Annotated in this window: 26 protein-coding genes; 4 read left to right on the forward strand and 22 right to left on the reverse strand. The window is 73.8% G+C overall.

Annotated elements, in window-relative coordinates; translation table 11 throughout:
• Positions 1–136: 136 nt before the first annotated feature.
• The 3 genes from ACTMS9_RS20585 to lysS all read right to left on the reverse strand — a co-directional run bounded on the left by ACTMS9_RS20585 (position 137) and on the right by lysS (position 5,146).
• The gene (locus tag ACTMS9_RS20585) at positions 137–2,668 is read right to left on the reverse strand and encodes an ATP-dependent Clp protease ATP-binding subunit (protein ID WP_357609220.1); all 2,532 of its coding nucleotides are present in this window, start codon (positions 2,666–2,668) and stop codon (positions 137–139) included.
• Between the two features lie 508 nt (positions 2,669–3,176).
• Positions 3,177–3,527: a histone-like nucleoid-structuring protein Lsr2 gene (locus ACTMS9_RS20590; RefSeq protein ID WP_441142000.1), complete on the reverse strand. Its 351-nt coding sequence runs from the start codon at positions 3,525–3,527 to the stop codon at positions 3,177–3,179.
• Positions 3,528–3,637: 110 nt separating this feature from the next.
• On the reverse strand, positions 3,638–5,146 hold the full coding sequence (gene lysS, locus ACTMS9_RS20595; RefSeq protein WP_441141999.1) for a lysine--tRNA ligase: 1,509 nt from the start codon (positions 5,144–5,146) through the stop codon (positions 3,638–3,640).
• 90 nt (positions 5,147–5,236) lie between these two features.
• Here lysS and ACTMS9_RS20600 point away from each other — a divergent pair, with 90 nt between their 5' ends.
• Positions 5,237–5,977: a class I SAM-dependent methyltransferase gene (locus tag ACTMS9_RS20600; RefSeq protein ID WP_441141998.1), complete on the forward strand. Its 741-nt coding sequence runs from the start codon at positions 5,237–5,239 to the stop codon at positions 5,975–5,977.
• A 33-nt stretch (positions 5,978–6,010) separates the two neighbouring features.
• Here ACTMS9_RS20600 and ACTMS9_RS20605 read toward each other — a convergent pair whose 3' ends face one another.
• From ACTMS9_RS20605 to ACTMS9_RS20640, 8 genes are all read right to left on the reverse strand, one after another.
• Positions 6,011–6,769 carry a type III pantothenate kinase gene (locus ACTMS9_RS20605; RefSeq protein ID WP_210774187.1) on the reverse strand — a complete coding sequence of 253 codons (759 nt, stop codon included), beginning with the start codon at positions 6,767–6,769 and terminating at the stop codon, positions 6,011–6,013.
• 92 nt (positions 6,770–6,861) lie between these two features.
• The gene (nadC, locus tag ACTMS9_RS20610) at positions 6,862–7,758 is read right to left on the reverse strand and encodes a carboxylating nicotinate-nucleotide diphosphorylase (RefSeq protein ID WP_441141997.1); all 897 of its coding nucleotides are present in this window, start codon (positions 7,756–7,758) and stop codon (positions 6,862–6,864) included.
• A 105-nt stretch (positions 7,759–7,863) separates the two neighbouring features.
• Entirely contained in the window at positions 7,864–9,558 is a 1,695-nt protein-coding gene (locus ACTMS9_RS20615) for an L-aspartate oxidase (RefSeq protein ID WP_441165717.1), read from the reverse strand.
• A gap of 73 nt (positions 9,559–9,631) precedes the next feature.
• Positions 9,632–10,528 (reverse strand): septum formation family protein, encoded by an 897-nt coding sequence (locus tag ACTMS9_RS20620; RefSeq protein WP_441165718.1) that lies wholly within the window; start codon positions 10,526–10,528, stop codon positions 9,632–9,634.
• Positions 10,529–10,617: 89 nt separating this feature from the next.
• Positions 10,618–11,043 carry an aspartate 1-decarboxylase gene (gene panD, locus ACTMS9_RS20625; protein WP_441165719.1) on the reverse strand — a complete coding sequence of 142 codons (426 nt, stop codon included), beginning with the start codon at positions 11,041–11,043 and terminating at the stop codon, positions 10,618–10,620.
• 34 nt (positions 11,044–11,077) lie between these two features.
• Positions 11,078–11,926 (reverse strand): pantoate--beta-alanine ligase, encoded by an 849-nt coding sequence (gene panC / locus ACTMS9_RS20630; protein WP_441141994.1) that lies wholly within the window; start codon positions 11,924–11,926, stop codon positions 11,078–11,080.
• Entirely contained in the window at positions 11,923–12,900 is a 978-nt protein-coding gene (locus ACTMS9_RS20635) for a Rossmann-like and DUF2520 domain-containing protein (RefSeq protein ID WP_441141993.1), read from the reverse strand. Before ACTMS9_RS20635 ends, panC begins: the two co-directional genes overlap by 4 nt.
• 233 nt (positions 12,901–13,133) lie before the next feature.
• Positions 13,134–14,411 carry a phytase gene (locus tag ACTMS9_RS20640; RefSeq protein WP_441165720.1) on the reverse strand — a complete coding sequence of 426 codons (1,278 nt, stop codon included), beginning with the start codon at positions 14,409–14,411 and terminating at the stop codon, positions 13,134–13,136.
• A 46-nt stretch (positions 14,412–14,457) separates the two neighbouring features.
• Here ACTMS9_RS20640 and ACTMS9_RS20645 point away from each other — a divergent pair, with 46 nt between their 5' ends.
• Positions 14,458–15,540 carry an SAM-dependent methyltransferase gene (locus tag ACTMS9_RS20645; protein WP_441165793.1) on the forward strand — a complete coding sequence of 361 codons (1,083 nt, stop codon included), beginning with the start codon at positions 14,458–14,460 and terminating at the stop codon, positions 15,538–15,540.
• Positions 15,537–16,706, forward strand: a complete 1,170-nt coding sequence (locus tag ACTMS9_RS20650) for an NADH-quinone oxidoreductase subunit D (protein ID WP_441141991.1) — start codon at positions 15,537–15,539, stop codon at positions 16,704–16,706. The genes ACTMS9_RS20645 and ACTMS9_RS20650 overlap by 4 nt, the downstream gene beginning before the upstream one ends.
• 15 nt (positions 16,707–16,721) lie before the next feature.
• On the opposite strand, the gene ACTMS9_RS20655 is transcribed toward ACTMS9_RS20650, so the two are convergent.
• From ACTMS9_RS20655 to ACTMS9_RS20670, 4 genes are all read right to left on the reverse strand, one after another.
• On the reverse strand, positions 16,722–18,209 hold the full coding sequence (locus tag ACTMS9_RS20655) for a hypothetical protein (protein WP_441165721.1): 1,488 nt from the start codon (positions 18,207–18,209) through the stop codon (positions 16,722–16,724).
• A gap of 119 nt (positions 18,210–18,328) precedes the next feature.
• The gene (locus ACTMS9_RS20660) at positions 18,329–19,333 is read right to left on the reverse strand and encodes a glycine betaine ABC transporter substrate-binding protein (protein WP_441141989.1); all 1,005 of its coding nucleotides are present in this window, start codon (positions 19,331–19,333) and stop codon (positions 18,329–18,331) included.
• Between the two features lie 153 nt (positions 19,334–19,486).
• Positions 19,487–20,236, reverse strand: coding sequence for an ABC transporter permease (locus ACTMS9_RS20665; protein WP_441165794.1), 750 nt, complete (start codon positions 20,234–20,236; stop codon positions 19,487–19,489).
• Positions 20,233–20,919 (reverse strand): ABC transporter permease, encoded by a 687-nt coding sequence (locus tag ACTMS9_RS20670; protein WP_357609178.1) that lies wholly within the window; start codon positions 20,917–20,919, stop codon positions 20,233–20,235. Before ACTMS9_RS20670 ends, ACTMS9_RS20665 begins: the two co-directional genes overlap by 4 nt.
• A gap of 2 nt (positions 20,920–20,921) precedes the next feature.
• On the opposite strand from ACTMS9_RS20670, the gene ACTMS9_RS20675 reads away from it, so the two are divergent.
• A complete protein-coding gene (locus tag ACTMS9_RS20675) occupies positions 20,922–21,920 on the forward strand; it encodes an ABC transporter ATP-binding protein (protein ID WP_441141988.1) in 999 nt (332 codons plus the stop codon).
• A gap of 73 nt (positions 21,921–21,993) precedes the next feature.
• On the opposite strand, the gene ACTMS9_RS20680 is transcribed toward ACTMS9_RS20675, so the two are convergent.
• From ACTMS9_RS20680 to folP, 7 genes are all read right to left on the reverse strand, one after another.
• A complete protein-coding gene (locus ACTMS9_RS20680; protein ID WP_441141987.1) occupies positions 21,994–22,494 on the reverse strand; it encodes a hypothetical protein in 501 nt (166 codons plus the stop codon).
• Positions 22,495–22,556: 62 nt separating this feature from the next.
• Positions 22,557–22,862 (reverse strand): hypothetical protein, encoded by a 306-nt coding sequence (locus tag ACTMS9_RS20685; protein WP_280837299.1) that lies wholly within the window; start codon positions 22,860–22,862, stop codon positions 22,557–22,559.
• 55 nt (positions 22,863–22,917) lie between these two features.
• Positions 22,918–24,138 (reverse strand): ABC transporter permease, encoded by a 1,221-nt coding sequence (locus ACTMS9_RS20690; RefSeq protein ID WP_441141986.1) that lies wholly within the window; start codon positions 24,136–24,138, stop codon positions 22,918–22,920.
• Between the two features lie 102 nt (positions 24,139–24,240).
• Positions 24,241–24,777, reverse strand: coding sequence for a DUF3180 domain-containing protein (locus ACTMS9_RS20695; protein WP_441141985.1), 537 nt, complete (start codon positions 24,775–24,777; stop codon positions 24,241–24,243).
• A gap of 19 nt (positions 24,778–24,796) precedes the next feature.
• Positions 24,797–25,324: a 2-amino-4-hydroxy-6-hydroxymethyldihydropteridine diphosphokinase gene (gene folK / locus ACTMS9_RS20700; RefSeq protein ID WP_441165722.1), complete on the reverse strand. Its 528-nt coding sequence runs from the start codon at positions 25,322–25,324 to the stop codon at positions 24,797–24,799.
• On the reverse strand, positions 25,321–25,680 hold the full coding sequence (folB, locus tag ACTMS9_RS20705) for a dihydroneopterin aldolase (RefSeq protein WP_088959940.1): 360 nt from the start codon (positions 25,678–25,680) through the stop codon (positions 25,321–25,323). The genes folK and folB overlap by 4 nt, the downstream gene beginning before the upstream one ends.
• Before the next feature lie 52 nt (positions 25,681–25,732).
• Positions 25,733–26,686, reverse strand: a complete 954-nt coding sequence (folP, locus tag ACTMS9_RS20710; RefSeq protein WP_441141983.1) for a dihydropteroate synthase — start codon at positions 26,684–26,686, stop codon at positions 25,733–25,735.
• Positions 26,687–26,957 lie beyond the last annotated feature (271 nt).

Genomic DNA, 26,957 nt, shown 5'->3' on the forward strand with positions numbered 1-26,957 from the left:
TCCGGCGCCCGGGATACCGCGACACGCCGCAAAGCGAGTGGATCACGCGGCCGGGCACGCCGGGATCGGGCATGCAAAAGGCGGCGGCCCCGGATGGCTTTCGCCGTCCGGGGCCGCCGCCCTCGTGCTGTCGTCCTTACTCGTCCGCCCCCGCGGTAGCCGCGCCACCGAGGTCGGCCGGAACGGCGTCCGGCACCTCGGCCGGCCGGTCCGAGCCGCGGAAGACCAGCTTGGACTTGTCGATGTTCTCCGGGTCGCCCTCGCAGTCCACCACCACGATCTGACCCGGGGTCAGCTCGTTGAAGAGGATCCGCTCCGAGAGGTTGTCCTCGATGTCGCGCTGGATCGTGCGACGCAGCGGACGGGCACCCAGCACCGGGTCGAAGCCCTTCTTCGCCAGGTACTTCTTGGCGTTGTCGGTCAGCTCCAGACCCATGTCCTTGTTGCGCAGCTGCGACTCGATCCGGGCGATCATGATGTCCACGATCGAGAGGATCTCGCTCTGCCGCAGCTGGTGGAAGACGATGGTGTCGTCGATCCGGTTCAGGAACTCAGGCCGGAAGTGCTGCTTGAGCTCGTCGTTGACCTTCTGCTTCATCCGGTCGTAGTTCGACTCGGAGTCCTCAGAGGCCTGGAAGCCCAGCGACACCGCCTTGGCGACGTCACGGGTACCGAGGTTGGTGGTCAGGATGATGACCGTGTTCTTGAAGTCCACGATCCGACCCTGACCGTCGGTGAGCCGACCGTCCTCCAGGATCTGGAGCAGCGTGTTGAACACGTCCGGGTGGGCCTTCTCGATCTCGTCGAAGAGGACCACCGAGAACGGCCGACGCCGCACCTTCTCGGTCAGCTGACCACCCTCGTCGTACCCGACGTAGCCGGGAGGGGCACCCACCAGCCGGGAGACCGTGTAGCGGTCGTGGAACTCGGACATGTCCAGCTGGATGAGGGCGTCCTCGCTGCCGAACAGGAACTCGGCCAGCGCCTTGGAGAGCTCGGTCTTACCCACGCCGGACGGGCCGGCGAAGATGAACGAGCCGGACGGACGCTTCGGGTCCTTCAGGCCGGCCCGGGTACGCCGGATCGCCTTCGAGACCGCCTTGACCGCGTCCTCCTGGCCGATGACGCGCTTGTGCAGCTCGTCCTCCATGCGCAGCAGGCGCGAGGTCTCCTCCTCGGTCAGCTTGTAGACCGGGATACCGGTCCAGTTGCCGAGCACCTCGGCGATCTGCTCGTCGTCCACCTCGCTGACGACGTCCAGGTCACCGGCCTTCCACTCCTTCTCCCGCTGCGCCTTCTGACCGAGGAGCTGCTTCTCCTTGTCACGCAGCTGGGCGGCGCGCTCGAAGTCCTGCGCGTCGATCGCGGACTCCTTGTCGCGGCGCACCTGGGCGATGCGCTCGTCGAAGTCGCGCAGGTCTGGCGGCGCGGTCATCCGACGGATCCGCATCCGGGCACCGGCCTCGTCGATCAGGTCGATCGCCTTGTCCGGCAGGAAGCGGTCCGAGATGTACCTGTCGGCCAGGGTTGCGGCGGCCACCAGGGCAGCGTCGGTGATGCTCACCCGGTGGTGCGCCTCGTACCGGTCGCGCAGCCCCTTGAGGATCTCGATGGTGTGGGCCAGCGACGGCTCACCCACCTGGATCGGCTGGAAGCGGCGCTCGAGAGCGGCGTCCTTCTCCAGGTGCTTGCGGTACTCGTCGAGAGTGGTCGCACCGATGGTCTGCAGCTCGCCACGGGCCAGCATCGGCTTGAGGATGCTCGCCGCGTCGATCGCGCCCTCGGCGGCACCCGCACCCACCAGGGTGTGGATCTCGTCGATGAACAGGATGATGTCGCCGCGGGTGCGGATCTCCTTGAGCACCTTCTTGAGGCGCTCCTCGAAGTCACCGCGGTAGCGGGAACCGGCGACCAGAGCGCCGAGGTCCAGCGTGTAGAGCTGCTTGTCCTTGAGCGTCTCGGGCACCTCGCCCTTGATGATCTTCTGGGACAGCCCCTCCACCACGGCGGTCTTGCCGACGCCGGGCTCACCGATCAGGACCGGGTTGTTCTTGGTACGGCGGGAGAGCACCTGCATGACCCGCTCGATTTCCTTCTCGCGCCCGATCACCGGGTCGAGCTTGCCCTCGCGGGCGGCCTGGGTCAGGTTGCGGCCGAACTGGTCCAGCACGAGGCTGGTCGACGGCGCGGCCTCACCCGGCGCGGCGCCCGCCGCGGCCGGCTCCTTGCCCTGGTAGCCGGAGAGCAGCTGGATCACCTGCTGGCGGACCCGGTTGAGGTCCGCGCCGAGCTTGACCAGCACCTGGGCGGCGACGCCCTCACCCTCGCGGATCAGACCGAGCAGGATGTGCTCCGTGCCGATGTAGTTGTGGCCGAGCTGCAGCGCCTCGCGCAGCGACAGCTCCAGCACCTTCTTGGCCCGCGGCGTGAACGGGATGTGCCCGCTCGGCGCCTGCTGGCCCTGGCCGATGATCTCCTCGACCTGCTGGCGGACGCCCTCGAGGGAGATGCCGAGGCTCTCCAGGGCCTTTGCCGCGACGCCTTCACCCTCGTGGATGAGGCCCAGCAGGATGTGCTCCGTACCGATGTAGTTGTGGTTGAGCATCCGGGCCTCTTCTTGGGCCAGGACGACAACCCGTCGCGCTCGGTCGGTGAACCGCTCGAACATGCCCTCGTGCTCCTCACGTGCCGTGCGCCTTGATGTTCTAGATCTTGGCGGGGCCGGTGCGCGGACGTCCGGGACGGGCGTCCGTGCCTCCTTACTCTATCGCCGCCGACCGACTCCGCTGAGGTCGTGTGTCCCCGCGATGAGCCGTTCTGACGTCGTTTTGACCAACCATCCGCGCTCAGGAGGTGTTCCGGGACCCCGACCTGTACGCGCAGAGCGAAATTCGCCCCGGGTGCGGAAGCTCCCCGGCGGACCGGTGGCTCGTCCACAGGTTGTGGACAGATCTTCCACCGCCTGTGGACAACGCCGCCCCCGGCGGGAATCTTCCCGCCCGCCCGGCATCCGCCCCGGCACCGCCGCGCGGCGCCGCAGGAGGCAACTCCGGACCGCCGCGACCCGTTCGTCACAGCGAGCACACCGACCCCACCCGACCACGGGCCGGGAAAACGGCGACGCCGGCCCGGAGTGGTGCTCCGGCCCGGCGTCGTGTCGCCCCTTGGCGCTGTCGTCAGTGACCCGCCTTGGAGTGGTACTCGTCGACGATCTCCTGCGGGATGCGGCCCCGGTCGGAGATCTCCTTGCCGGCCTTCTTGGCCCAGGCCCGGATCGCCTTGTTCTGCTCGCGGTCGGCGGTGGCGCCGCCCCGGCCCCGCGCCGCCCGGCCACCCACGACCACGCCGCCCCGACCGACCCGGGTGCCCGCCGCCACGTACGGCGCGAATACCTCGCGCAATTTCTCGGCGTTGGAGTTCGACAGGTCGATCTCGTACTGAACGCCGTCGAGGGCGAACTTGACGGTCTCGTCCGCGTCCCCGCCGTCCAGGTCATCGACCAGCTTGTGAATGATCTGCTTGGCCACGTCCCACATTCCTTTCGAGCAGGGTGCTCCTGCAATAGGAGCACAATAACCCGCGTGGCGCTCGACGCGTCAATAGGATGCCGTAACGAGCCGGAGAAGAAGCTTCCGACTCACTCCGGGCGGACCAACGGGAAGAGGATGGTCTCCCGAATTCCGAGACCGGTCAGCGCCATCAGAAGCCGGTCGATTCCCATTCCCATACCGCCGGCCGGCGGCATTCCGTACTCCATCGCGCGCAGAAAGTCCTCGTCCAGCCGCATGGCCTCGTCGTCGCCGCGGGCGGCCAACTGCGCCTGGGCGACCAGCTTCTCCCGCTGCACCACCGGGTCCACCAGCTCGGAGTACGCGGTGCCCAGCTCGAAGCCGAGCACGTAGAGGTCCCACTTCTCGGCCAGCCCCGGCTCGCTGCGGTGCACCCGGGTCAGCGGGCTGGTCTCCTCCGGGTAGTCGCGCACGAAGGTGGGGGCCTGCAGGCCTGGCACGACCAACTCCTCGAACAGTTCCTCGGCCAGCTTGCCCGGACCCCACTTCGGGTCCACTGCGAGTCCGACCTTGTCGGCGTACTCGACCAGGCGGGACCGTTCGGTGCGGACCGTGACCTCCTCGCCGAGCGCCTCGGAAAGCACCCCGAACAGCGTCACCGAGCGCCACTCGCCGCCCAGGTCGAACTCGCGGCCGTCGGCGTGGGTCACCACGGTCGAGCCGCTGACCGCGATCGCCGCCTGCTGCACCAGATTGCGGGTCAGCTCGGCCATCGTGTCGTAGTCGCCGTACGCCTGGTAGGTCTCCAGCATCGCGAACTCTGGGGAGTGCGAAGAGTCGACGCCCTCATTACGGAAGTTGCGGTTGATCTCGAAGACCCGGTCGACGCCGCCGACCACGGCCCGCTTGAGAAACAGTTCCGGCGCGATTCGCAGATACAGATCGGTGTTCAACGCATTGCTGTGGGTCACGAATGGGCGGGCCGCCGCCCCGCCGTGCAGCAACTGCAGCATCGGGGTCTCGACCTCGATGAATCCCTGCCCGTGCAGCGAATCACGCAGGCTGCGCACCGCCGCCGCCCGGGTACGCACCATCTGCCGCGCCTGCGGGCGGACGACCAGGTCGACGTAGCGCTGGCGGACCCGGGCCTCCTCGCTGAGCGGCTTGTGCGCCACCGGCAGCGGGCGCAGCGCCTTGGCGGTGACCGCCCACTCCTGGGCCAGCACGGACAGCTCGCCCCGGCGGCTGGTGATCACCTCACCGGTCACCCCGACGTGGTCACCGAGGTCGACCAGGCGCTTCCAGTCCTCCAGCCGCTCGGCGCCCACCCGGTCCAGGGAGAGCATGGCCTGGAGTTCGGTGCCGTCGCCGTCGCGCAGCGTCGCGAAGCAGAGCTTGCCGGTGTTCCGTACGAAGATCACCCGGCCGGTGACCGAGACCTGGTCGCCGGTGGCGGTGTCGGTGGGCAGCTCGGCGTACTTCGCGCGGACCTCGGCCAGCGTGCTGGTCCGGGGGAAACCGACCGGGTACGGCTCGATGCCCTCGGCGAGCATCCGGTCCCGCTTCTCCCGGCGGACCTTCATCTGCTCGGGAAGGTCGTCGGCGGGGTCCACTGGCACGGCGTTCTGCTCGATCACGGCACTGTCCTCAGAAAGGAGATATCGGCGGGGTCAGCCCCCGAGCGTACTCAAGCGCCCAGGTCGCCGTTACGGGATAACCTGCCGCCCATGACCGACCCCACTCCGGCGCTGTCCTTCGGGGCGGCCGCCACCGACTACGACCGGTTCCGGCCCCGTTATCCGCAGTCCGCCGTCCGCTGGGCCCTGGCGGGCGTCGACGCGCCGGCCCGGGTGGTCGACCTCGGCGCCGGCACCGGCATCCTCAGCCGCGCGATCCTCGACCTGGGCCACGAGGTGCTGCCGGTGGAGCCCGATCCGGGGATGCGCGCCCAGTTGGCCGCTGCCACGCCGGGCAGCACCGCGCTGGCCGGCAGCGCCGAGGCGGTGCCGCTGCCGGCCGGGACGGCCGACGCGGTCCTGGTGGGGCAGGCCTACCACTGGTTCGACAAGGAGCCGGCGCACGGCGAGATCGCCCGGGTGCTCCGGGCCGGCGGAACGTTCGCCCCGATCTGGAACACCCGGGACGGGAGCGTCGGCTGGGTCGCCGAGCTGGACCGGATCGCCGGGACCCACGACGACGCCGGTGACCTGACCGAGAAGATCACCGATTTCGGCCGGGCCTTCGGCGCGGTCGAGCTGGGCGAGTTCACCCACCGGGCCACGCTCACCCCGGACGAGGTGGTCGGCGTGCTGCGTACCCGCTCGAACTGGCTGACCGCCACGCCGCGGCAACGGCAGCGGGTCGACTCGGAGCTGCGCGAGCTGTTCGCCACCCACCCCGACCTGGCCGGGCGGGAGACGGTCGAGCTGCCGTACCGGACGCTCGTCTTCCGGGCCCGGCGGCGCTGACCCCCGGGCGGCGCCCGACCCCGGCGGCCGGGGTCAGTTGTTGCGCTCGTAGACCATCCGCAGGCCGATCAGGGTGATCATCGGCTCGTGGTGGGTGATGGTGCGGCACTCGCCGATCACCACCGAGGCCAGCCCGCCGGTGGCGATCACCGCCTTCACCTCGCCCAACTCCTCGGTCATCCGCTCGACGATCCGGTCGACCTGCCCGGCGAAGCCGAAGTAGAGGCCGGACTGGAGGCACTCGACGGTGTTCTTGCCGATCACCGACCGGGGCTTGGTCGCCTCCACCTTGCGCAGCTGAGCGGCCCGGGCAGCCAGGGCGTCGAACGAGATCTCGATGCCCGGGGCGAAGGCGCCGCCGAGGAACTCACCTCGGCCGCTGATCACGTCGAAGTTCGTGGTGGTGCCGAAGTCGACCACGATCGACGGACCGCCGTAGAGGGTGTACGCGGCGAGGGTGTTGACCACCCGGTCCGAGCCGACCTCCTTGGGGTTGTCGATCGCGAGCTGGACGCCGGTGCGCACCCCCGGCTCGACGATCACGCTGGGCAGGTCGGCGTAGTAGCGGGCCAGCATGGACCGCAGCGAGCGCAGCGCCGCCGGAACCGTGGAGCAGGCCGCCACCCCGGTGATCTCCACCGCGTCACCGGCGAGCAGCCCGCGGAACATCAGACCCAGCTCGTCCGCCGTGGACCGGGCGTCGGTCTTGATCCGCCAGGAGTGCACCAGCTTGTCGCCGTCGAAGGTCGCCAGCACGGTGTTGGTGTTTCCGATGTCGATGCAGAGCAGCACACGCGCAGCCTAGACGCCGCCCGGCGGGGCGAACCCGCCGAGCCGCCGGCCGGCCGGCCCGGCCCACCGCGCCGGACTCACCGCCCGTGGGCTCACCGCGTCCGCAGGTCCAGCGCGATGTCCAGGATCGGCGAGGAGTGGGTCAGCGCGCCCACCGACAGGAAGTCCACACCGGTGGCCGCGTACTCGGCCGCCACCGCGAGGGTGAGCCCGCCGGTCGCCTCCAGCTCCGCCCGGTCGCCCACCCGGGCGACCACCTCCCGCAGCGTCTCCGGGGTCATGTTGTCCAGCAGCAGGAAGTCCGCGCCGGCCTCGACCGCCTCCACCGCCTCGGCGACGGTGTCGACCTCCACCTGCACCGGCACGTCGGGGAACGCCTCCCGGACCCGGCGGAAGGCGGGCGCGATGCCGCCCGCGGCGAACTTGTGGTTGTCCTTGATCATGGCGACGTCGTGCAGGCCCATCCGCTTGTTCGTGCCGCCGCCGGCGCGCACCGCGTACTTCTCCAGGGCGCGCAGGCCCGGGGTGGTCTTGCGGGTGTCCAGCACCATCGCCTTCGTACCGGCCAGGGCGTCGGCCCAGGCCCGGGTGTGGGTGGCCACCCCGGACATCCGGCTGAGCAGGTTGAGCGCCGTGCGCTCGGCGGTGAGCACCAGCCGGGTCGGGCCGGTCACCGTGGCCAGCACGTCGCCGCGCGCCACCCGCTGCCCGTCCCGGGCCACCAGCGACACCTCGACGGTACGGCCCGCACCGGTCACCTCGCCGACCAGCTCGAAGGCCGCCGCCGCCACAGCCAGCCCGGCCACCACGCCGTCGGCGCGGGCGACCACGTCGGCGGTGTCGGTCTGCGTGTCGGGGATGGTGGCCACGCTGGTCACGTCGAGGAAGTCCGGCCCCAGGTCCTCGGCGAGCGCCCCCACGACGACCGCCCGCACCTGCGCCGGGTCCAGGCCACCGGCCCGCAACGCCCGCTCCGTCGACTCCCTCACGCCGCCACCCCGATCCGCGCCTGCAAGACCGACTCACTCCTCGCGCTCACCGGACCACCTTCGTTCGCGACTGCGGGGCTCGCAGGACCGACTCACTCCTCGCGCTCACGCCAACTCCTCCCACCGGGACGTCAACCGACCCTGCGCACCGACCGCACCGAGCAGATGGCCCCGCCACCGCTCGTCGGCGGCCGGGAAGTCCTCCCGCCAGTGGCACCCCCGGGTCTCCTGCCGGGCGTACGCGGCGGCGACCAGGGTCGACGCCACGGTGAGCAGGTTCGTCGCCTCCCAGTCGGCGGTACGCGGCGTGCCCCGGCCCAGGCCCAGCTCGCCCAGGACGGCGGCGGTCCCGGTCAGCGTGGCGGCCGACCGCAGCACCCCGGCACCCCGGGTCATCGCCCGCTGGAGCGCCGACGTGCCCTCGGCCGGCACCACCCAGCCCTCGCCGCCCACCCACGCGCCCGTCTCCGCCGGCCGGGCCTGCTCGGGCAGCCCGGCGGCGATGTCCTCGGCGATCCGACGGGAGAAGACCAGCCCCTCCAGCAGCGAGTTGCTGGCCAGCCGGTTGGCACCGTGCACGCCGGTGCAGGCGACCTCGCCGCAGGCGTACAGGCCGGGGATGGAGGTGCGGCCGTGCAGGTCGGTACGGACGCCGCCGGAGGCGTAGTGGGCGGCCGGGGCGACCGGGATCAGGTCGGTGGCCGGGTCCACGCCGATGGCCAGGCAGGAGGCGACGATGGTGGGGAACCGCCCGGCCAGGAAGTCGCCGCCCAGGTGCCGGGCGTCCAGCCAGACGTGGTCCGCGCCGGTGGCCAGCAGCACCCGGTGGATGCCCTTGGCCACCACGTCCCGGGGGGCCAGTTCGGCCAGCTCGTGCTGGCCGACCATGAACCGCTTGCCGTCACCGTCGACCAGGTGGGCCCCCTCGCCGCGCAGCGCCTCGGAGACCAGCGGCTGCTGGGCGAGGCCGGCGCCGGGCACCCGGGCCGCCTGCGGCACGATCAGCGCGGTCGGGTGGAACTGGACGAACTCCACGTCGGTGACCGCCGCGCCGGCCCGCATGGCCAGGGCCACCCCGTCGCCGGTGGAGACGGCCGGGTTGGTGGTTGCCGAGAAGATCTGCCCCATCCCGCCGGTGGCCAGCACCACCGCCCGGGCCAGCAGCGCGCCGACGCCGTCCTCGCTGCCCTCGCCCAGCACGTGCAGAGTGATGCCGCAGGCCGGGCCGAGGCCGTCCGGGCCGTCGCCGGGGGCGCGCAGCAGGTCCAGCACCAGGGCGTGCTCGACCAGGCGGATCCACGGGTCGCGGCGGACCGCCGCGTGCAGCGCGCGCTGCACCTCGGCGCCGGTGGCGTCGCCGCCGGCGTGCACGATCCGGTCCGCCCGGTGCCCGCCCTCCCGGGTGAGCATCAGTGACCCGTCCGGGTTGCGGTCGAACTCCGCGCCGATGCGCATCAGCTCGCGGAGCCGGGTCGGCCCCTCCTCCACCAGCACCCGCACGGCCGCCGGGTCGCAGAGCCCGACGCCGGCGATCTCGGTGTCGTGGGCATGCGCGCCCGGGGTGTCCGTCGGATCGAGCACCGCCGCGATGCCGCCCTGCGCCCACCGGGTGGAGCCCTCGTCAATGTTGACCTTGGTGACCACCGTGACGTGCAGGCCGGCCTCGCGCAGGTGCAGCGCGGCGGTGAGCCCGGCGACCCCGGAACCGACCACGATCACGTCGGTGGTCTCCACCCAGCCGGGCGCGGGCGCGGCCAGCAGTCTGGGCAGGGCCGGCAGGTCGACGGTCGGAAGGTCCATGAGCACAGTCAACCCGAACGCCCCTCATCCCGGGCGGCGGGGGCACGACGAGTGGTTTGGACTACGGCGTCCGCTACTTCGTCCGGACGGGCAGCCCGGCCGGGCCGGCGCCCTTGAGCGAGGCGGTCACCGTCCGGTCGCTGAGCCACAGGTGGCAGCGCACACCCCGGTCACCCGCCCGCCAGCGGCCGGCACCGGGCGGGCGGACCACCACGCCGCTGCGGAAGCGCAGGTCGGCGTCGTCCGGCACGCCGACGTACCGGGCGAGGACGCTGCGGCAGCCGGCGTAGAGCGGCAGCCAGTCGGCGTCCCGGGTCGGGTACGGCCGATCGGGCGCCTTCCACACGCCGACGAACTCGGCGTCGTGGGCGGTGGCGCACTCCGCCGGGAGCAGCACCTGCACGCCCCGGCCGGTGCCGGTGCGGGTGCGCTGGCAGCCCAGGCGCAGCGGCGACGGGCCCTTCAGGGCGTCACGCAGGCTGCCGGTGCGGGTCACCACGGCCGCCGCCGCCTCGACGGTGGTCAACTCGCTGAGGTCGCAGCGGTACCAGCGGGAGCCGGCCGCCCAGCCGGGACGGGTGGGCAGCGCCACGGCCAGCCGCAGCCGGCCGGCGCGCCAGTCGTCGCCGACGTACCCGGTGGCGCGCGCGTCGCACTCGGCGAAGGCGCCACGCAGGTCGGGCGAGCCGGTGACGGGCGGGTCCGCCCCGCCGGCCGGGAAGGCCCCCACGTGCACCGTCTCCACCCGGTGCGCCACGGCGCAGTCCACCGGCGCGTACCCGTCCAGCGCCACCGTGTCGGTGAAGTCGCCGACCTGGCAGACGCCGGCCTCGGGGGTGAACGGCCCGGCAACCGCCGGGGCGGCCCAGTCGTCGGTGAGGTCCCCGTCGACCCCGGCGGTGGCGGCGCACCCGGCCAGCAGGGCCACGGCGATCAACGCGGCGACCGGTCTCGTCATCGCACGGCGCATCGCGGCCTCCCCCAGCCGACGACCGTCAAACCCGACGGTCCGCCCAGGGTAACCAACAATGACCTTCCGGTGACAGACCGGAAATGCGCTCAGCCCACCACGGCCAGCGGGCTGGGGGTGGGGTCACCGGCGGTGCCGGGAGCCACGGCGGCCGGGTCGACGCCCAGGTCGACGACCTTGTTGTCGGCGTCGACGTGCACCACCCGGGGCCGGTACGAGCGCGCCTCGGCGTCGTCCATCTGACCGTACGAGATGAGGATGACCAGGTCGCCGGGGTGCACCAGGTGCGCCGCCGCGCCGTTGATGCCGATCACCCCGCTGCCCCGCTCACCGGGGATGACGTACGTCTCCAGCCGGGCCCCGTTGGTCACGTCCACGATCGCCACCTGCTCGCCGGGGAGCAGGTCGGCGGCGTCGAGCAGATCCTGGTCCACGGTGACCGAGCCGACGTAGTGCAGGTCCGCCTGGGTCACCGTGGCCCGGTGGATCTTCGACTTGAGCATGGTCCGGAACATCGGTCGCCTCTCAGCGGGTGCGGTGGTCAGGTGGTCAGGAACGCGGGGCGAGTCGGATCGCCATGTTGTCGATCAGGCGGGTGTCGCCCACCCAGGCCGCGACCAGCAGCCGGGCCGGGCCGGCCACCGGACCCGGTTCCAGGTCCGGATCGGTGAGCACCAGATAGTCCAGCCGGGCGTCGGCACCGACCGCGGCGAACGTCCGGTGCGCGGCGGCCAGCACCTCCCCGGCGTCCCGGCCCTGCTCGGCGGCGGTCGCGCCGGCCCGCAGCGCGGCCGACAGGCTCAGCGCGGTCCGCCGCTGCTCCGGCGAGAGGTAGCGGTTACGGCTGGACAGGGCCAGCCCGTCCGGTTCGCGGACGGTCGGCACGCCGACCACCTCCACCGGGACGTCCAGGTCGCGGGCCATCCGGCGGACCAGGGTGAGCTGCTGGTAGTCCTTCTCGCCGAAGAAGGCGAGATCGGGGCGGGTGAGCTGGAGCAGCTTCATGACCACGGTCAGCACCCCGTGGAAGAAGCCGGGCCGGCTCTGCCCCTCCAGGTCCTCGCCGAGCTGCCCCGGGTTCACCCGGACCGCCGGCTGCCCGTCCGGGTACATGTCCGACACGGCGGGGGCGAACACCACGTCGGCCCCGGCCCGACGGCAGATCTCCAGGTCGGCGTCGAGGGTGCGCGGATAGCGGTCGAAGTCCTCGTTCGGCCCGAACTGCAGCGGGTTGACGAAGATCGTGACGAGCACGTGGTCCGCCCGCTCCCGGGCCGCCCGCAGCAGCGTCTCGTGCCCCGGGTGCAGCGCACCCATGGTCATCACCACGCCGACGGTGCCCTTGAGTCCGTCCCGCGCCTTCGCCAGCTCGGCCCGGCTGTGCACCAGCTCCGTCATGCCGCCACCTCCCGATGGATCCCGGCCAGCACGTCGAGCAGCGACTCGGCGTCCACCGGCCGCAGCCGACCGGCCGCGATCGCCCGATCCGCGCTCCGTCGTGCCAACGCCAGATAGGGGGCCACCGATTCCGGGGCGGTCTCCGCCAGCCGGTCCAGGTGCCGTCGCACGGTGCCCGCGTCACCCCGGGACACCGGGCCGGTCAGCGCGTCGTCGCCGAACCGGAGCGCGTTCTCCAGGGCCGCCCGCAGCAGCGGGGCCAGCACCTTCTCGGGCTGGGCCACCCCGGCGTCGCGCAGCCGGTCAGCCGCCTCGTTGACCAGGGTCACCAGGTGGTTCGCGCCGTGCGCCAACGCCGCGTGGTAGAGCGCGCGGTCCCCCTCGGCGACCCACTCCGGCACCCCGCCCAGGTCGGCGACGAGCCGGGCGGCGAGCGGGCGCAACTCCGCCGGGGCGGTCACCCCGTACGAGATGCCGGCCAGCCGGCCGAGGTCGTCGGGCGTACCGGTGAAGGTCATCGCCGGGTGCAGCGCCAGCGGGCGCGCGCCGACGGCGGCGGCCGGGGCCAGCACGGCCAGGCCGTGCGCGCCGGAGGTGTGGGCGACCACCTGGCCGGGGCGCAGCGCCCCGGTCTCGGCCAGCCCGGCGACCACGCCGGCCAGCGCGTCGTCCGGGACGGCGATCAGCAGCAGGTCGGTGGCGGCGCGGGCGACCGAGGTGGCCGAGCGGTTGCGGGTGCCGGGCAGCAGCAGCGCGATCCGGGCCTTCGCGGCCCCGGAGACGCCGGCGGCGGCGACCACCCGGTGGCCGGCGGCGACGAGCGCCGCCCCCAGCACCGCACCGACCCGGCCGGCGCCGATGATGCCGACGGTCAGGGTGCGGGGGAAGACGAGCGGGGCGCCGGCAGGGGCGCCGCCCGCGGGAACGGCGGCCTCACGCGGGGCGCCCGGACGCGGGCGCAGCGGTGCGCTCATGGCAACGATCCAGTCCTCGAAGGGGGTACCGGTCGACCGCAAGTATGCGCTGGGGTTACGGAGCCCTAACAAGAGTGTGTGAAAACCTTCACCGGCCGGTGGGCGGGCGGTTTCCGGGCGGCGCGGACCACGCGCCGCGGTTACAGTGCCGCCCCGCCGGCCCGGCCTCCCGGACGTCCGATCCGGTACGGACCGGGCCGCCCGCCCCGGCGGCGACGACCCGGTCCCGGGCCTCAGCCCTGGGCGCGCAGGAAACCGGCGTCGACGAACTTGAAGTCCGTGTCCGGGCGGGCCTCGCCGTCCGCGCCGGTGGTCTCCGGGGTGTTGTGGCCGTCGTGGACCACCAGCAGGCCGCCGGGGAAGCCCGGCAGCGGGGTGGCGGTCACCGCCGCGCCGTCGCACTCCTGGGCCCCGTCCACGCGGCCGTCGACCACCGCGAACCGGCCCGTGGGGCGGTCGGTGCGCCGGTCGTACGTGTAGAACGTGTCGTCGCCCTGGCTGGAGACGACGAGGGTGCCGGTGAACCGGCCGGTCCGGTGGATGGTCAGCCCCTCCACGTCCTGGGCGACCCGACCACCGAAGCCCGGGTCGGCCGCGTAATCGGTCACGCAGTCGTCCTCCTCGACGTCGAAGGCCGCCGGGACGCCGTACTCGCGGACCCGCTCGACCGGTGTCAGACCGCCGGCGAACCGGCCGCCCACCAGTCGCGTCCGCCACAGCCCGACCTTCTCCTGGGCCAGGTGCACCACGCCGGTCGCCGGGTCGACCACGGTGCCCTCCACCTGGGGCCCGTCACCCGGGTCGGTGCACGGCGACCAGCGCGCGCCGTTCGGCAGGGTGAACGTCGACGGCAACGTCAGCCGGTCCACCCGCCGATAGCTGACCGTGTCACCCCTGACGACCAGCCGGAACAGCCCCACCTCCGGAGTGCTGCGCCGGCTGACCACCGCGTACGCGGCGCCGTCGACGTCGGTGAAGGTGCCCAGCCCGTACGCGGTGCGCTGCTCGTCGACCTCGGCCTGGTCCGCGCTGAAGGCGAACGGCACGTCCGCCGCCGTGACGTCGGTCAGCAGCCGGGTACCCGGGTCGATCCGGTAGAAGCGGAGCTGGTCCCGGCCCCGGTCGGTGACCACGGCGAGGTCGGTGGCACGGCCGGCCAGCCGGAACCCGGAGACCAGGTCGACGTTGTTGAACCGGCCGGACTCGTGCTCCGGGCCGGGCGCCGGCGGGGTGGCGATGCGCTGCCGCTCCCGGGCGCGCAGGTCGTACACCCGCAGGCCGCCGTTCTTCGCGGTGGCCACCACCAGGCTGCCCGCCCGGTCCGTCGGGTGCACCCAGATCGCCGGGTCGTCGGCGTCGGCGTCCCCGCCGGCATCGTCGTCGAAGAGGGAGGGGGTCTCAGCCACCGCGCGGACCTCGCGGAGCCCGTCGCCGGTCGGGGCGGCGACGGCGGGGACGGCGGCCAGCACCATCGGCACGACCGCCAGGGCGGGGATGAACAGTCGTCTCATACCGGCTGACCGTAGGGTCGGCACGGTGACGCACCCTGAACGCGGAATGAACTCGATGCGCTGGCGGGACGCCATGGAGGCCGCCCTCTACGGCCCGAACGGCTTCTTCGTCGCCGGGGCCGGACCCGCCGCGCACTTCCGCACCAGCGCGCACGCCTCGGGTGTCCTCGCCAGCGCGCTGTCCCGCCTGGTCGACCAGGTGGACGCCGCCCTGGGCCGGCCCGACCGGCTGGACGTGATCGACGTGGGCGCCGGCCGGGGCGAGCTGCTGCGCTCCCTCGCCCGGGCCGTGGGCACCGACGGGGATCCCACCGGGCGACCGGCCTCCCCGGAAACCCCGACCGCCCCGGCCGCCGCCGCGCCGTCACCCGCCGCGCCGGTGCCGCTCGCCCACCGGGTACGGCTCACCGCCGTCGAGCGGGCGCCCCGCCCCGACAACCTGCCCGCCGGCATCGACTGGCGGAACGAGATCCCGCACGGGGTCACCGGCCTGCTGATCGCCACCGAATGGCTGGACAACGTCCCGCTCGACGCCGCGGTGCACGACGGCGACGGCTGGCGGTACCTGCTCGTCGACCCGGCGAGCGGGGCGGAGTCGGTGGGCGACCGGGTCGACGCCGCCGACCTCGACTGGCTGCGCCGCTGGTGGCCCGCCCCGGTGACCGTCGGGCGGGCCGAGATCGGCCGGACCAGGGACGACGCCTGGGCCGACGCGGTCGGCAGGCTCGACCGGGGACTCGCGCTGGCCGTCGACTACGGACACCTGCGGCAGGAGCGGCCGGTGGACGGAACGCTGACCGGGTACCGCGCCGGCCGGCAGGTGCCACCCGTACCCGACGGCTCCCGCGACGTCACCGCGCACGTCGCCGTGGACTCGGTCGCCGCCGCCGGCGCACGGGTCGTCGGGTGCGCGTACACGCTGGTGTCACAGCGGGAGGCGCTGCGGGCGCTCGGGGCCGACGGCGGCCGACCGCCGCTGACCCTGGCCGGCAGCGACCCGGCCGGCTACCTGCGGGCGCTGGCCGCCGCCTCGGCGGTGGCCGAGCTGACCGACCCGGCCGGCCTCGGCGGGCACTGGTGGCTGCGGCAACCGGTCGGCGTCGACCCCGCGGCGTTCATGGCACGATGACCCACATGACCACGGACGCCGGCGACCTCCGCGAGCTGACCGTCGGCACCGGCGCGGGCGGCGAGCAGCTGGGCGCCGACATGGTGCTCAACATCGGCCCCCAGCACCCGTCCACGCACGGGGTGCTCCGGCTCAAGCTGGTGCTCGACGGCGAACGGGTCGTCGCGGCCGAGCCGATCGTCGGCTACATGCACCGGGGCGCGGAGAAGCTCTTCGAGGTCCGCGACTACCGGCAGATCATCGTGCTGGCCAACCGGCACGACTGGCTGTCGGCGTTCTCCAACGAGCTGGGCGTGGTGCTCGCCGTCGAGCGGCTGATGGGCATGGAGGTGCCCGAGCGGGCCACCTGGCTGCGGATGGCCCTCGCCGAGCTGAACCGGGTGCTCAACCACCTGATGTTCCTCGGCTCGTACCCGCTGGAGATCGGCGCGATCACCCCGGTCTTCTACGCGTTCCGCGAGCGGGAAACGATCCAGGCGGTGATGGAGGAGGTCTCCGGCGGCCGGATCCACTACATGTTCAACCGGGTCGGCGGCCTCAAGGAGGAGGTGCCCGCCGGCTGGACCGGCCGGGCCCGCGCCGCGATCGGCGAGGTCCGCCGCCGGATGCCCGACCTGGACCGGCTCATCCGGCGCAACGAGATCTTCCTGGCCCGTACCGTCGGGGTGGGGGTGCTCTCCGCCGCCGACGCCGCCGCGTTCGGCGCCTCCGGGCCGGTCGCCCGCGCCTCCGGCCTCGACCTGGACCTGCGCCGCGACGAGCCCTACCTCGCCTACGACCAGCTCGACGTGCCGGTGGTGACCCGCACCGCCGGGGACTGCCACGCCCGCTTCGAGGTGCTGCTCGACCAGGTGTACGCCTCACTCGACCTCGCCGAGCAGTGCCTGGACCGGGTCGACCGGCTGACCGGGCCGGTGAACACCCGACTGCCCAAGGTGGTCAAGGCGCCCGAGGGGCACACCTACGCCTGGACCGAGAACCCGCTTGGCATCAACGGCTACTACCTGGTCTCCCGGGGCGAGAAGACCCCGTGGCGGCTCAAGCTGCGCACCGCGTCGTACGCGAACGTGCAGGCGCTGGCCAGCCTGCTCCCCGGCGCCCTGGTGCCGGACCTGATCGCCATCCTCGGCTCGATGTTCTTCGTGGTCGGCGACATCGACAAGTAACGGCGGCTGACCGGATCAGCGCCAGCGGCCACCGGCGCGCGGGGAGTCGTCCTGCGGCGGTTGGCCGTACCGCTGCTCGCCGCCCCACTGCTGGCGGGCGCGCGGCTCCGGCTCGGCGGCCCACTGCTGGCGGGCGCGCGGCTCCGGCTCGGCGGCCCGCCAGGAGTCCACCGGTTCCCGCTGCGCGGGCGCTCGCCACTGGTCGGCCGACCGCTCGCCCCACGACTGCTCGGCGTGCTGCTGGCCGCGCGCCTGCCCCCGCCACTCCTGCGGCACCGGCACGCCGCCGGCCGGCAGCGCGGGATGCTCCTCCGCCTCGACCCAACCGCCGCCACCCCACTGCTCGGCGGGCCGGCGGGGCTCGTCGTGGCGTACCGACGCCCACCGGTCCTGCATGCGGAACTCGGCACCGTCGGCGTGCAGCTCCGCCCGGCGCTCACCGACCCGCACCTCGCGGCCCCGCCCGTCGTCGCGTACCTCGGCCCAGCGGTCGCCGGCCCGTACCCCGGACCAGTTCTCCTCCGCCGGGTACGACCCGCCCGCCCAGGACTGGTCGGCACGGTCGTCGGCGGCACCCGACCAGGACCGCTCCTCGGGCTGCCCGCCCGGCCAGGGCCGGTCCTCCCGCTGGCCGCTCGACCGTTCGTCGCGTTGACCGGCCCAGCCCCGCTCCGGCTCGGCCCGCTCCGACCAGGAGTTCTCCGGCTCCGCGCCGCTCCAGGACGACTCCTCCGGCGCCGGGGACCAGCGCCCGGCGTACCCGGCGTAGGCGTTGCCGACCGCCGGGTCCGCGCCGTCCACCACGGTGTGCCGGGTGGTCACGTGCACGGTCTCGGTGTGTCGCAGCACGGGACGGCCGCCCGCCTCGGGGGTGGGGGCGGCGCCGCGCGGTTCGCGGGGAGCGCCGTACACCCCGGCCTGGCCGGCGGCGGAACGCTCCGCGCCGTAGCGGCGTCCGGCCGGCTCTTCATCGTCCCGATCGGTGGTGCGGCCCCAGGTGGACGGGGTCTCCTCCGGCGCGGCGGCCCACCGCCGCCCGCCCGACGCCTGCTCCTGCGGGGCGGACACCCGGGCCCGGCCGGCGCCGGCCGGTTCCTCGGCCACCGCCCCGGTGATCCCGGCGGCCGCGGCGATGCCGGCCGCCGCCGCGTCCAGCCGGCGGCGCAGCGCGGTGACCTGGTCCTCCACCCGCTGGGACTGGTCGAGTGCCTGGTTGCCGCGCTGGGCGGCGGCCACGATCTCGGCCCGCAGCTCCCGGCGAAGCTGCTCCAGCTCGTCGAGGAACTCCTCGCCGCGCGGCTGGCCGCCGTCGGCGCGCAGCGCGATCGACAGACCGATCAGGACCACGGCCATGATGGCCAGTACGGCGGCGAACCGGAGCGGACCGTTGCCGTCGGCGATCAGCAGGATCAGCGCCGCGACGGGCGCGATCGCCACACCGATCCAGAACAGGACGGTCAGCAGCTGCGGGTGGTGCTTCTCGGGCACGACCGGGGCGGGCATGGCTGTGGAGCCTACCGAGAGATGCCCTGGGTGGGAACGGTCCCGAGGACCGAATCGCGACGTCAGGGGGTGCGGGCCGGGCGCGGCCGGCGGGGTGCCGCCGCGCCCGGAACCCGTGGTCAGCCGGTGGCGAGCGCGCCGTCGGAGGAGAAGACCAGACCGACGCTGGCGGTGCCGGTCTTCAGCGCGTTCTTGGTCTGCGGGCCACCGGCGTCCAGCGAGCTGAACGAGCCGGCCTTGAAGTCGTAGACCTCCACCAGACCGGCCTGGCACTTCGGCCGCTGCGGGCACTCCGGCGGGCCGGCCAGCACGGTCGCCGAGCCGGAGCACTTGGCCGCCAGGTCGGAGATCGTCCGCACGCCGTACTTGTCGGCGAACGCCTTCGTCACGGCGAAGGCGTTCTGGTCCTGCGCGGCGGCGGGCGCGCCGAAGGTGATGCCCACCTTGTCGCCGGCGGCCTTCAGCGCGGTGACGGTCTTGTCCAGCTCCGGCGAGGAGACCGGGGTGGCGTTCTTCCCGTTGGCCTTGGTGTTGAGGAACTCCGCCATGGTCGCCGCGTACTCCGGGACGACCTGGATCTGGCCCTTCTCCAGGGCCGGCTCGTAGAGCTCGCGGTTGCCGATCTGCTGCACCTTGACCTGGTAGCCGGCCGCGGTGAGGGCGACCTTGTAGAGCTCGGCCAGGGTCTGGCTCTCGCTGAAGTTGCCGGCGCCGACCACGATCTGCCCGCCGGGGCCCTTGGCGATGCCGGCGGTGAGGTTGTTCGCCGAGGCGAACTCCTCGGCGGCGGCCTTGGGGGTCTTGCGGTCGACGTCGACGGCCTTGTTGAGCGCGATCAGCTTCGGCGTGTCCAGCGCGGTGGAGACCTTGTCGAGCGCGGCGACCAGCTGCGGGTTGGCCGCGTCGACGTTGATCGCCGGGATGATGTTGTCGGTGTTCTGGAGCTTCTTGTCGTCGTCGAGGACGACCAGCTGGTCGCCGGCGACCGGGGCGCAGCCCGCCCCGCTCGCGCCCTGCTGGGGTGCGTCCGTGCCGGAGGACCCTTCGTCCCCGCAGCCGGTGAGCAGACCTGCCACGGTGAGCGCGCCGATCGCGCCGACCGCCACTCGTGTCCGTACGCGCATGATCGCGCCCGCCTTCCGTGTCCCGGCGCGACCCGAGTGGGCCGGCCGCGTGTCCGACGGGCGATCGGATGCCGCCCGCGATTCCAGCCAATATCCTCCGGGCCCGACCGACAAATTTGGGCGGAGTTCTTCACCGGATCGTCACCGGATCGCTCAGTTTCCGGCGACTGCGGCCGCCGCTCGCCGCTTCGCCCGGCCCCGGGCCCGCCGCAGCGGGCGCGGGGTGACGGCCCGCTCGACCAGCGCCAACACCCCCTCGACCAGCAGCGCCAGCCCGGCCACCAGCACGCCCCCGGCGATGATCTGGCCGCCGCCGGCCGCGATGTCCAGCCCGAAGCCCGCCCGGATGATCTGGCCGAGCCCGCCGCCGTTGACGAACGAGGCGAGCGCGGCGGTCGCCACCACCTGCACCGCCGCGGTCCGGAACCCGGCCGCCAGGTACGGCACCGCCAGCGGCAGCTCCACCCGGCGCAGCAGCTGCCCCCCGGACAGCCCCATCCCCCGCGCCGCGTCCCGGGCCTCCGGATCGGCCTGCCGCACCCCCGTGTACGCGTTGGCCAGCAGCGGCGGCACCGCGAAGACGGCCAGCGCCACCACCACCGCCGGCCGACCGAACCCGAGGAAGGTCAGCGGCAGGATGGTCAGCAGCGCCAGGGTGGGGATCGCCAGCGTGACGTTGGAGATCAGCAGGACCAGCCCGCCACCGCGACCGCTGTGCCCGAGCCAGAGCCCGATCGGCCAGGCCACCAGGCAGCCGAGCAGCACCGCGGCGGCGGACATGCTCAGGTGCTCCTCGAGCCGGTCCAGGATGCCGCCCGGGTTGGTCCAGTTCAACGGGTCGTTGAGCCAGACCACCGCCTGCTCGACCGGATTCGTGCCCGCCCGGGCGGCCGCGGCCGTCATCCGGTCCGCCCGCGCAGCCACGGCGTGAGCAGCCGGCCCACCCCGGCGAGGAGCAGGTCCAGCACCAGGGCGAGCAGCACGCAGAGCAGCGTCCCGGTCATGATCTGGGCCTTGTAGAAGTTGTTCTGGAAGCCGGCGAAGATGAGCTGCCCGAGGCCGCCGCGACCGACCACCACCCCGACGGTGACCAGGGCGACCGTCGAGACGGTGGCGAGGCGTACCCCGGTGAGGATGCCGGGCAGGGCCAGCGGCAGGTCGATCCGGAACAGCCGCGCCCAGCGGCCGTACCCCATGCCCTCGGCCGCGTCGCGGACCTCGGGGGGCACCTGGTTCAGCCCGGCCACCGCGTTGCGCACGATCACCAGCAGCGCGTACAGCACCACCACGGTCAGCACGGTGATCGCGCCGATGCCGAGGTAGGGCGCGATGAAGGCGAACAGCGCCAGCGACGGGACGGTGTACAGCACGCCGGTGAGTGCGAGAATCGGCCCGGCGAGGGCGCGAAACCAGTACGCCGCCACCGCCAACGGCAGGGCCACCAGGGCGGCGATCAGCACCGCCCGGGCGGTCAGCGAGGCGTGCTCGCGCAGCGCGGCGAGGATGGTGTCAGAGTTGTCCCGCACGTACTGCCAGGAGAACCACGGGTTACCGGGGTCGGCCCGGTAGCTCAGGTGGAGGGACACACGTGGACGTTACCCCGGGACCCATCGGCGCGGCCGGGCACAGCGCTGCCTCGATCACCCTGGACGGCATCCGGAAGCGCTACCCGGACGGCACCGAGGCCGTGCGCGAGCTGAGCCTGGAGGTCAAGGCCGGCGAGCTGGTGGTCCTGATCGGCCCCTCGGGCTGCGGGAAGTCCACCGTGCTGCGGATGGTCAACCGGCTGATCGAGCCGACCGGCGGCCGGATCCTGCTCGGCGACGAGGACATCACCCGGGTCGACCCGGTGAAGCTGCGCCGCCGGATCGGCTACGTGATCCAGAACGTCGGGCTCTTCCCGCACCAGACGGTGCACACCAACGTGGGCACGGTGCCCCGGCTGCTCGGCTGGCCGAAGGAGCGGATCCGCCGCCGCGCCGACGAACTGCTGGAACTGGTCGGGCTCGACCCGGCGCAGTTCGGCCGCCGCTACCCGCACGAGCTCTCCGGCGGGCAGCGGCAGCGGGTCGGGGTGGCCCGGGCGCTCGCCGCCGACCCGGTGGTGCTGCTGATGGACGAGCCGTTCTCGGCGGTCGACCCGATCGTCCGGACCCGGTTGCAGGAGGAGTTCCTGCGACTCCAGGCCGAGGTCCGCAAGACCATCGTGCTGGTCACCCACGACCTGGACGAGGCGGTCCGGCTCGGCGACCGGATCGCGGTGCTCTCCCAGGGGGGTCGGCTGGAGCAGTACGACACCCCGGCCGCCCTGCTCGGCGCCCCCGCCTCGCCGTTCGTCCGCGAGTTCGTCGGCGCGGACCGGGGCATCCGCCGGCTCGCCGTCACCCCGCTCACCCGGGACACGCTGGCCCCGCTCACCGGCGCGACCGCCGACCTGCCGGCGGTGCCACTGGGCGGTTCGGCGTACGACGCGCTGGCGGCGATGCTCACCACGGGCTCCGAGGCGGTCGTGGTCACCGCCGACGGCGAGCCGGTCGGCGCGCTCAGCCGGGCTCGGGTGCTCGAACTCGGCCAGACCGGGGCCTGACCCGGCCCCGCCGGCCGACGACGTCGCGGCCGACGACCCGGCCGTTCCGGCGACGCAGGTCAGGCAGGGAGGCTCAGGCTCGGCCGCCGAGGCTGGCGGTGCCGACGATCCAGCCGGCGAAGAAGCCGTAGGTGGCGCCCGTGCCGGTGGTCTGGAAGTCGGCGAGCAGCGGCCCGTCCGAGGTCAGCAGCGCCGCCAGCAGGGTCGCCGTGGCGGCGGCCAGGACGTACGCGGCCCAGCCGGAGAAGAACTGGCTCACCGATCCCTGCACCCGGGCCACCTGCGAGGTGGGCAGCAGGTAGAGGAAGGTCGCGGCGAACACCAGCAGCAGGATGGCCCGCAGGTCGGTGGCGAGCACCCCGTGCTCGCCACCGGCGGCCTCCAGGCGCCAGGCCGGCCAGGCGAGCAGCCGCAGGAACCAGCCGCCGGCGGAGTTCGGGTCGGTGTGCGCCTCGGCCCAGTCGACGTACCACGGGCTGCCGCAGACCCCGACCAGGATGAGCGCGGCCAGGGTGCCGGTGCCGGCGGCGGTGCCGTACCCGCTGACGGTCCGGGGACGGTTGGTGAGGGCCATGCGGCGGGAAGTTCCCGACCCACCCGGTCGGGCAAACCTCCGCCAGCCGCCGGTACGACCGGTCAGTGCTTCACCAGGTAGTCGATGAACGCAGCGCGCAGCAGCGGCTCCGCCTCCTCGTAGCCATGCCCGGTCAGCTCCCGCCACAGCGCCGAGGCCTCGTCGATGATCGGGCCGATGGAGTTCGGCGCCCCGTCCAGCGCGGCGGCCTCGTCGGCGTTCGGCAGGTGGCGCAGCACCGACCAGAAGAAGCCCACGTCGCGGCGCTCCCGGGCCAGCGCGAAGGCCCGCTCCCGCAGCTCCTCGGTGGAGAGCGCGTCGAGCTCGTCGAAGGTGCGGCCGGTACCGGCGGAAGGAGTCTCGCTCATGCCCGCGAGCCTAACCGGCGAGATCACCTACGGCCCGTCGGACGCGGGTACGGCCTCACCGGTCGTCGTCGTCCCAGCGGCGCGACCCGGTCTCCCAGCGGGGGGTCTCCCACGGGTCCGGCGGGGTGGCGGTCGACTGGGCCGGCAGCGCGGGCGCCCAGTTGTCGACGGTGCTCGGCCGGGGCAGCGACCAGCCGGTGCTGATCGTGCCGTCGCCGGCGGGCGTCGTCTCGGCCGGCTCGCCGGTCGCCCGACGTGGCCGCCCGCACGCCTCGACCAGCCGGGTCACCACCAGCCCGACGCCCAGCGCCGCGCCGCCCACGGTCCACCGGGAGACCGTCCAGCCGTGCGCGGTGGCCCAGGTCAGGAAGACCACCACCACGCCCACCGCGAGCAGGGTGCCGAAGATCCCGCCGCGCCGGCCGTACGCGCTGGTGCCGGCGAGCATCGCCAGGCCGACCGCCAGCACCGTCCAGTCCAGCCCCGACCCCGGTACGACCGGACCGGCGGCGTTGGCGGCCAGCAGCACCCCGGCCAGCGTGGCGAGGACGGTGGAACCGACCAGCGCCGCGGCGGTCACCAGGGCCGCCAGCACGCCCCGGCGGCGGGCCGGGTCGACCACCGGCCGGAACCGGCCGACCACCCGCCGGATCGCCCGGATCGCGCCGAAGATCCCGCCCAGCACGGCGACGGCCGCGAACCCGGCGAAGAGGTAGAAGGCCGTGCGGCGCGGGTCGTAGTCGGCCTGCACTCCGACCGCGCCGGAGCGCCGCTCGATGTAGACGATCACGCCCGCGGCGGCGGCGAGGCTGGCCGCCCAGCCGGGCACGTGCAGCGCCACCACGGCCAGGGCCAGAGCGAGGCCACCGACGGCGGCGGCCACCAGGGCCGGGGTGAGCGCCGCCGTGACGCCCCGATCGCCCTGCTCGGCGAAGTGCAGCGCGGCGGCGACGGCGACCGGCCCGACCGCCAGGTTCACCGCCGCGGTCCGCAGGCTCAGCCCCGCGGCGAGGGCCAGCAGGCCGAGCGCGACCACGTCGACCAGGAGGGTGCGCAGCCCGTCGCCGCGCAGCGCGTCGGCGTCCTCGCGGCGCAGCAGCAGCACCACACCGACCAGGACGACCAGGAGGAGCGTCTCCCACACCAGGTGCACGCCGACCCGGTCCCGGCCCGGCTCACCGTGCGCGGGATCGTCGAAGACGTTCTCCAGCACGGCGGCGGGCACCCCCGGCGTGGGCTCCACGAATCCGGCCCGGCCTGGTTCGTCGTACGCCATGCCGCGCGCCTCCCACGTGGCCGGCCGTCCTCGTTGACGGTCGTCTGCTCTCCGGTCGCCAGGGACGGTACCTGCGCACGAGGCCGCGCGTAACCCCCCTGATCAGCGGCGGGGCGGGCCGCCCTGGCGCTCGCCGGGCTCCCGGTCCTCGTCGTCCTCCTGCTCGGGGACCCGGCAGGCGCGTTCGAGCCAGAGCGCGGCGGCGGTCAGGGCGAGCGCGGCGAGCAGGCCGGCACCGGCCGCCGGCCGGTCGTCCATGGCGGCGTTGGTGTTCTCGATGAAGAGCCACGCGGTCAGCCCCGCGTAGCAGCCCGTGAAGATCGCCCCGGCCAGGGCGGACGCCTTGGCCAGCACCACGAACCGGGCGACCAGCAGCGGGTTGACCGGGTCGCGGCCCGGCCGGCGCTCGATCCGGCTGCGGGTGTTGGCCGCCGCGTACGCCTCCAGCACCGCGAGCGCGGCCAGCGTGACCACCGGCAGCCAGGGCAGGTCCGGCGCGACGTCGTAGTAGAAGGTGCTGATCAGCAACCAGGCCACCGCCGCGGCGGCGAGGGCGGCGACGACCAGGGTGGAGATCCGGGTGGGGCCCATCCGGAAGCGGTCGGGCTCGCTTCCGCGCGGGGGCTGCGCCTGGGTCATGCCGGCCGGCTCCACTCGGTCATGGGGTCGACTCTAACGCCAGATCGGGCCGGGGGCTCAGTTCCAGCGCGTCGGAGGCCAACGGCTCGTCGTTGAGCAGGTCGGTCAGCCAGCCGTGCCCGGGCAGCCGCCCGTGCGGCTCGATGTCGATCCACGGCCGCAGCACGAACGCGCGCAGGTGGGCGCGGGGGTGCGGCAGGGTGAGTTCGGGGTCGTCGCTGAGCACCGGCTCGCCGGCCGCGTCCCAGACGGCGATGACGTCCACGTCCAGGGTGCGCGGTCCGAACCGGCGCTCGGGGTCGCGGACCCGGCCGGCCGCCCGCTCGGCGGCCCGGGCCCGCTCCAGCCAGTCGCGCGGGGTCGCCGCCGGGTCCGCGACCATCACCGCCGCGTTGAGGTACGCCGGCTGGTCGGCGTCCCCCCACGGTGGAGTCTCGTAGACCCCGGAGACCACCAGGACCGCGTCGCCGAGTCCGGCGACCGCGGCACGCAGGTGGGCGAGGCGGTCGCCCAGGTTGCTGCCGAGGGAGAGCACGGCCCGGGTCATCGGGTACGCCGCATCGTCACGGCGACGTCGGAGAAGGTGTGCGGGATCGGCGCCTCGGGCTTGTGCACGGTGACCGTGGCGGCGGCGACCAGCGGCTCGGCCAGGCAGACCGCGAGCAGCCGGTCGGCGAGCGTCTCGATCAGCGCGACCGGTTCGCCGGTGATGACGGCGACCAGCTTCTCGGCCAGCTCGCCGTAGTGCACCGTGTCGGTCACCTCGTCGGAGCGGGCCGCCGGGGCGAGGTCGAGTTCGAGCACCGCGTCGACGACGAACTCCTGCCCCTGGGCGCGTTCGAAGTCGTAGACGCCGTGCCGACCGCGTGCCCGCAGGCCGGTCAGCTCGATCCGGTCGGTCATCGTTCTCCCTCGTTCCGGCCGACGTTCGCGGCGCTCCCCAGCCCCGACGCGGTCACCGCGCCGGCTCGCTCTCCTGCCGGTCGGCAGGCCCGGCCGCCCCCACCGCGGGCACGCCGGCACCGCCCGGTGCCGCGCCGTCGCGGCCGGCTCGGCGCGCGGCCGGCTCGGCGACCAGGCGAGGGCGGCCGGTGGCCTGCCAGACCGCGAGCGCGTCGGCGGTGCCGCGCACGTCGTGCACGCGTACCCCCCAGGCGCCGGCGGCGACGGCCAGCAGGCTGGTGGCGGCGGTGGCCGCCTCCCGGTCGGCGGTGGGGCGCGGCTCGCCGTCGGCGTCGGCCAGCAGCCGGCCGAGGTACGACTTGCGGCTCGCCCCGAACAGCAGCGGGAAGCCGAGCGCGACCAGCTCCGGCAGACGGGCGCTGAGCTCCCAGTTGTGGGCGGCGGTCTTGGCGAAGCCGAGGCCGGGGTCGACGATGATCCGGTCGGCGGCCACCCCGGCGGCCAGCGCCTCGTCGACCCGCCGGCCCAGCTCGGCGCGCACGTCGGCGACCACGTCGGTGTAGGTGGCCAGCTCGCGCATCCCCCGCGAGTGCCCGCGCCAGTGCATCAGCACCCAGGGACAGCCGGCGTCGCGCACCACCCTTGCCATGTCGGGGTCGGCGAGCCCGCCGGAGACGTCGTTGACGACGGTGGCCCCGGCGGTCAGGGCCGCCTCGGCAACCGAGGCCCGGCTGGTGTCGATGCTCACCGCGACGCCGGCCGCGGCCAGCTCCCGGATCACCGGCAGCACCCGGGCCGCCTCGGTCGCGGGGTCGACCCGGTCGGCGCCCGGCCGGGTGGACTCGCCACCGACGTCGATCAGCGCGGCGCCCTCCGCCCGCAGCCGTACGCCGTGTGCGACCGCGGCGTCGAGGTCGGCGTAGCGGCCACCGTCGGAGAAGGAGTCGGGCGTGACGTTGAGGACGCCCATCACCACCGGGGCCTGGGCCCGTACCAGATCGGTCACGACTAGACGGTACCGGTCGTCCACGCCCGCTCCGGCGACCCCCTGACATGCGCATTGGAACAGGTGTACGATCGGTCGTCCGGGCCGAATCGGGCCGACTCTTCGCGGGTTGTCGCAAAGGAGGGCGGGCCGTACGCTGTGGAATTGCCCAGCATCGAGATGGCGAAGCCTGGAGGGAGGGCCGAAGCGGGAAGAATCCCCCCAAAGCTCACCACTCTCCGTGGTGGGTAACGAACGTAGCGTCGCCGACGCTGCGCTGAGTGAGCACATT

It is taken from the genome of Micromonospora sp. L31 (assembly GCF_052068075.1).
GTDB lineage: Bacteria > Actinomycetota > Actinomycetes > Mycobacteriales > Micromonosporaceae > Micromonospora > Micromonospora purpureochromogenes.

Excerpts from the sequence above, each read along its gene's own strand:
- ACTMS9_RS20680 (WP_441141987.1), bottom strand. The coding sequence starts at position 22,494 with ATGGCCCTCACCAACCGTCCCCGGACCGTCAGCGGGTACGGCACCGCC.
- ACTMS9_RS20690 (WP_441141986.1), bottom strand. The coding sequence starts at position 24,138 with ATGGCGTACGACGAACCAGGCCGGGCCGGATTCGTGGAGCCCACGCCG.
- ACTMS9_RS20685 (WP_280837299.1), bottom strand. The coding sequence starts at position 22,862 with ATGAGCGAGACTCCTTCCGCCGGTACCGGCCGCACCTTCGACGAGCTC.
- ACTMS9_RS20620 (WP_441165718.1), bottom strand. The coding sequence starts at position 10,528 with ATGCGCCGTGCGATGACGAGACCGGTCGCCGCGTTGATCGCCGTGGCC.
- ACTMS9_RS20640 (WP_441165720.1), bottom strand. The coding sequence starts at position 14,411 with ATGAGACGACTGTTCATCCCCGCCCTGGCGGTCGTGCCGATGGTGCTG.
- folK (WP_441165722.1), bottom strand. The coding sequence starts at position 25,324 with ATGACCCGGGCCGTGCTCTCCCTCGGCAGCAACCTGGGCGACCGCCTC.
- ACTMS9_RS20645 (WP_441165793.1), top strand. The coding sequence starts at position 14,458 with ATGAACTCGATGCGCTGGCGGGACGCCATGGAGGCCGCCCTCTACGGC.
- ACTMS9_RS20655 (WP_441165721.1), bottom strand. The coding sequence starts at position 18,209 with ATGCCCGCCCCGGTCGTGCCCGAGAAGCACCACCCGCAGCTGCTGACC.
- panC (WP_441141994.1), bottom strand. The coding sequence starts at position 11,926 with ATGACGGAGCTGGTGCACAGCCGGGCCGAGCTGGCGAAGGCGCGGGAC.
- ACTMS9_RS20615 (WP_441165717.1), bottom strand. The coding sequence starts at position 9,558 with ATGGACCTTCCGACCGTCGACCTGCCGGCCCTGCCCAGACTGCTGGCC.
- ACTMS9_RS20695 (WP_441141985.1), bottom strand. The coding sequence starts at position 24,777 with ATGACCCAGGCGCAGCCCCCGCGCGGAAGCGAGCCCGACCGCTTCCGG.
- folB (WP_088959940.1), bottom strand. The coding sequence starts at position 25,680 with ATGACCGACCGGATCGAGCTGACCGGCCTGCGGGCACGCGGTCGGCAC.
- ACTMS9_RS20600 (WP_441141998.1), top strand. The coding sequence starts at position 5,237 with ATGACCGACCCCACTCCGGCGCTGTCCTTCGGGGCGGCCGCCACCGAC.
- ACTMS9_RS20635 (WP_441141993.1), bottom strand. The coding sequence starts at position 12,900 with ATGAGCGCACCGCTGCGCCCGCGTCCGGGCGCCCCGCGTGAGGCCGCC.
- panD (WP_441165719.1), bottom strand. The coding sequence starts at position 11,043 with ATGTTCCGGACCATGCTCAAGTCGAAGATCCACCGGGCCACGGTGACC.
- ACTMS9_RS20585 (WP_357609220.1), bottom strand. The coding sequence starts at position 2,668 with ATGTTCGAGCGGTTCACCGACCGAGCGCGACGGGTTGTCGTCCTGGCC.
- ACTMS9_RS20660 (WP_441141989.1), bottom strand. The coding sequence starts at position 19,333 with ATGCGCGTACGGACACGAGTGGCGGTCGGCGCGATCGGCGCGCTCACC.
- ACTMS9_RS20665 (WP_441165794.1), bottom strand. The coding sequence starts at position 20,236 with ATGACGGCCGCGGCCGCCCGGGCGGGCACGAATCCGGTCGAGCAGGCG.
- ACTMS9_RS20650 (WP_441141991.1), top strand. The coding sequence starts at position 15,537 with ATGACCCACATGACCACGGACGCCGGCGACCTCCGCGAGCTGACCGTC.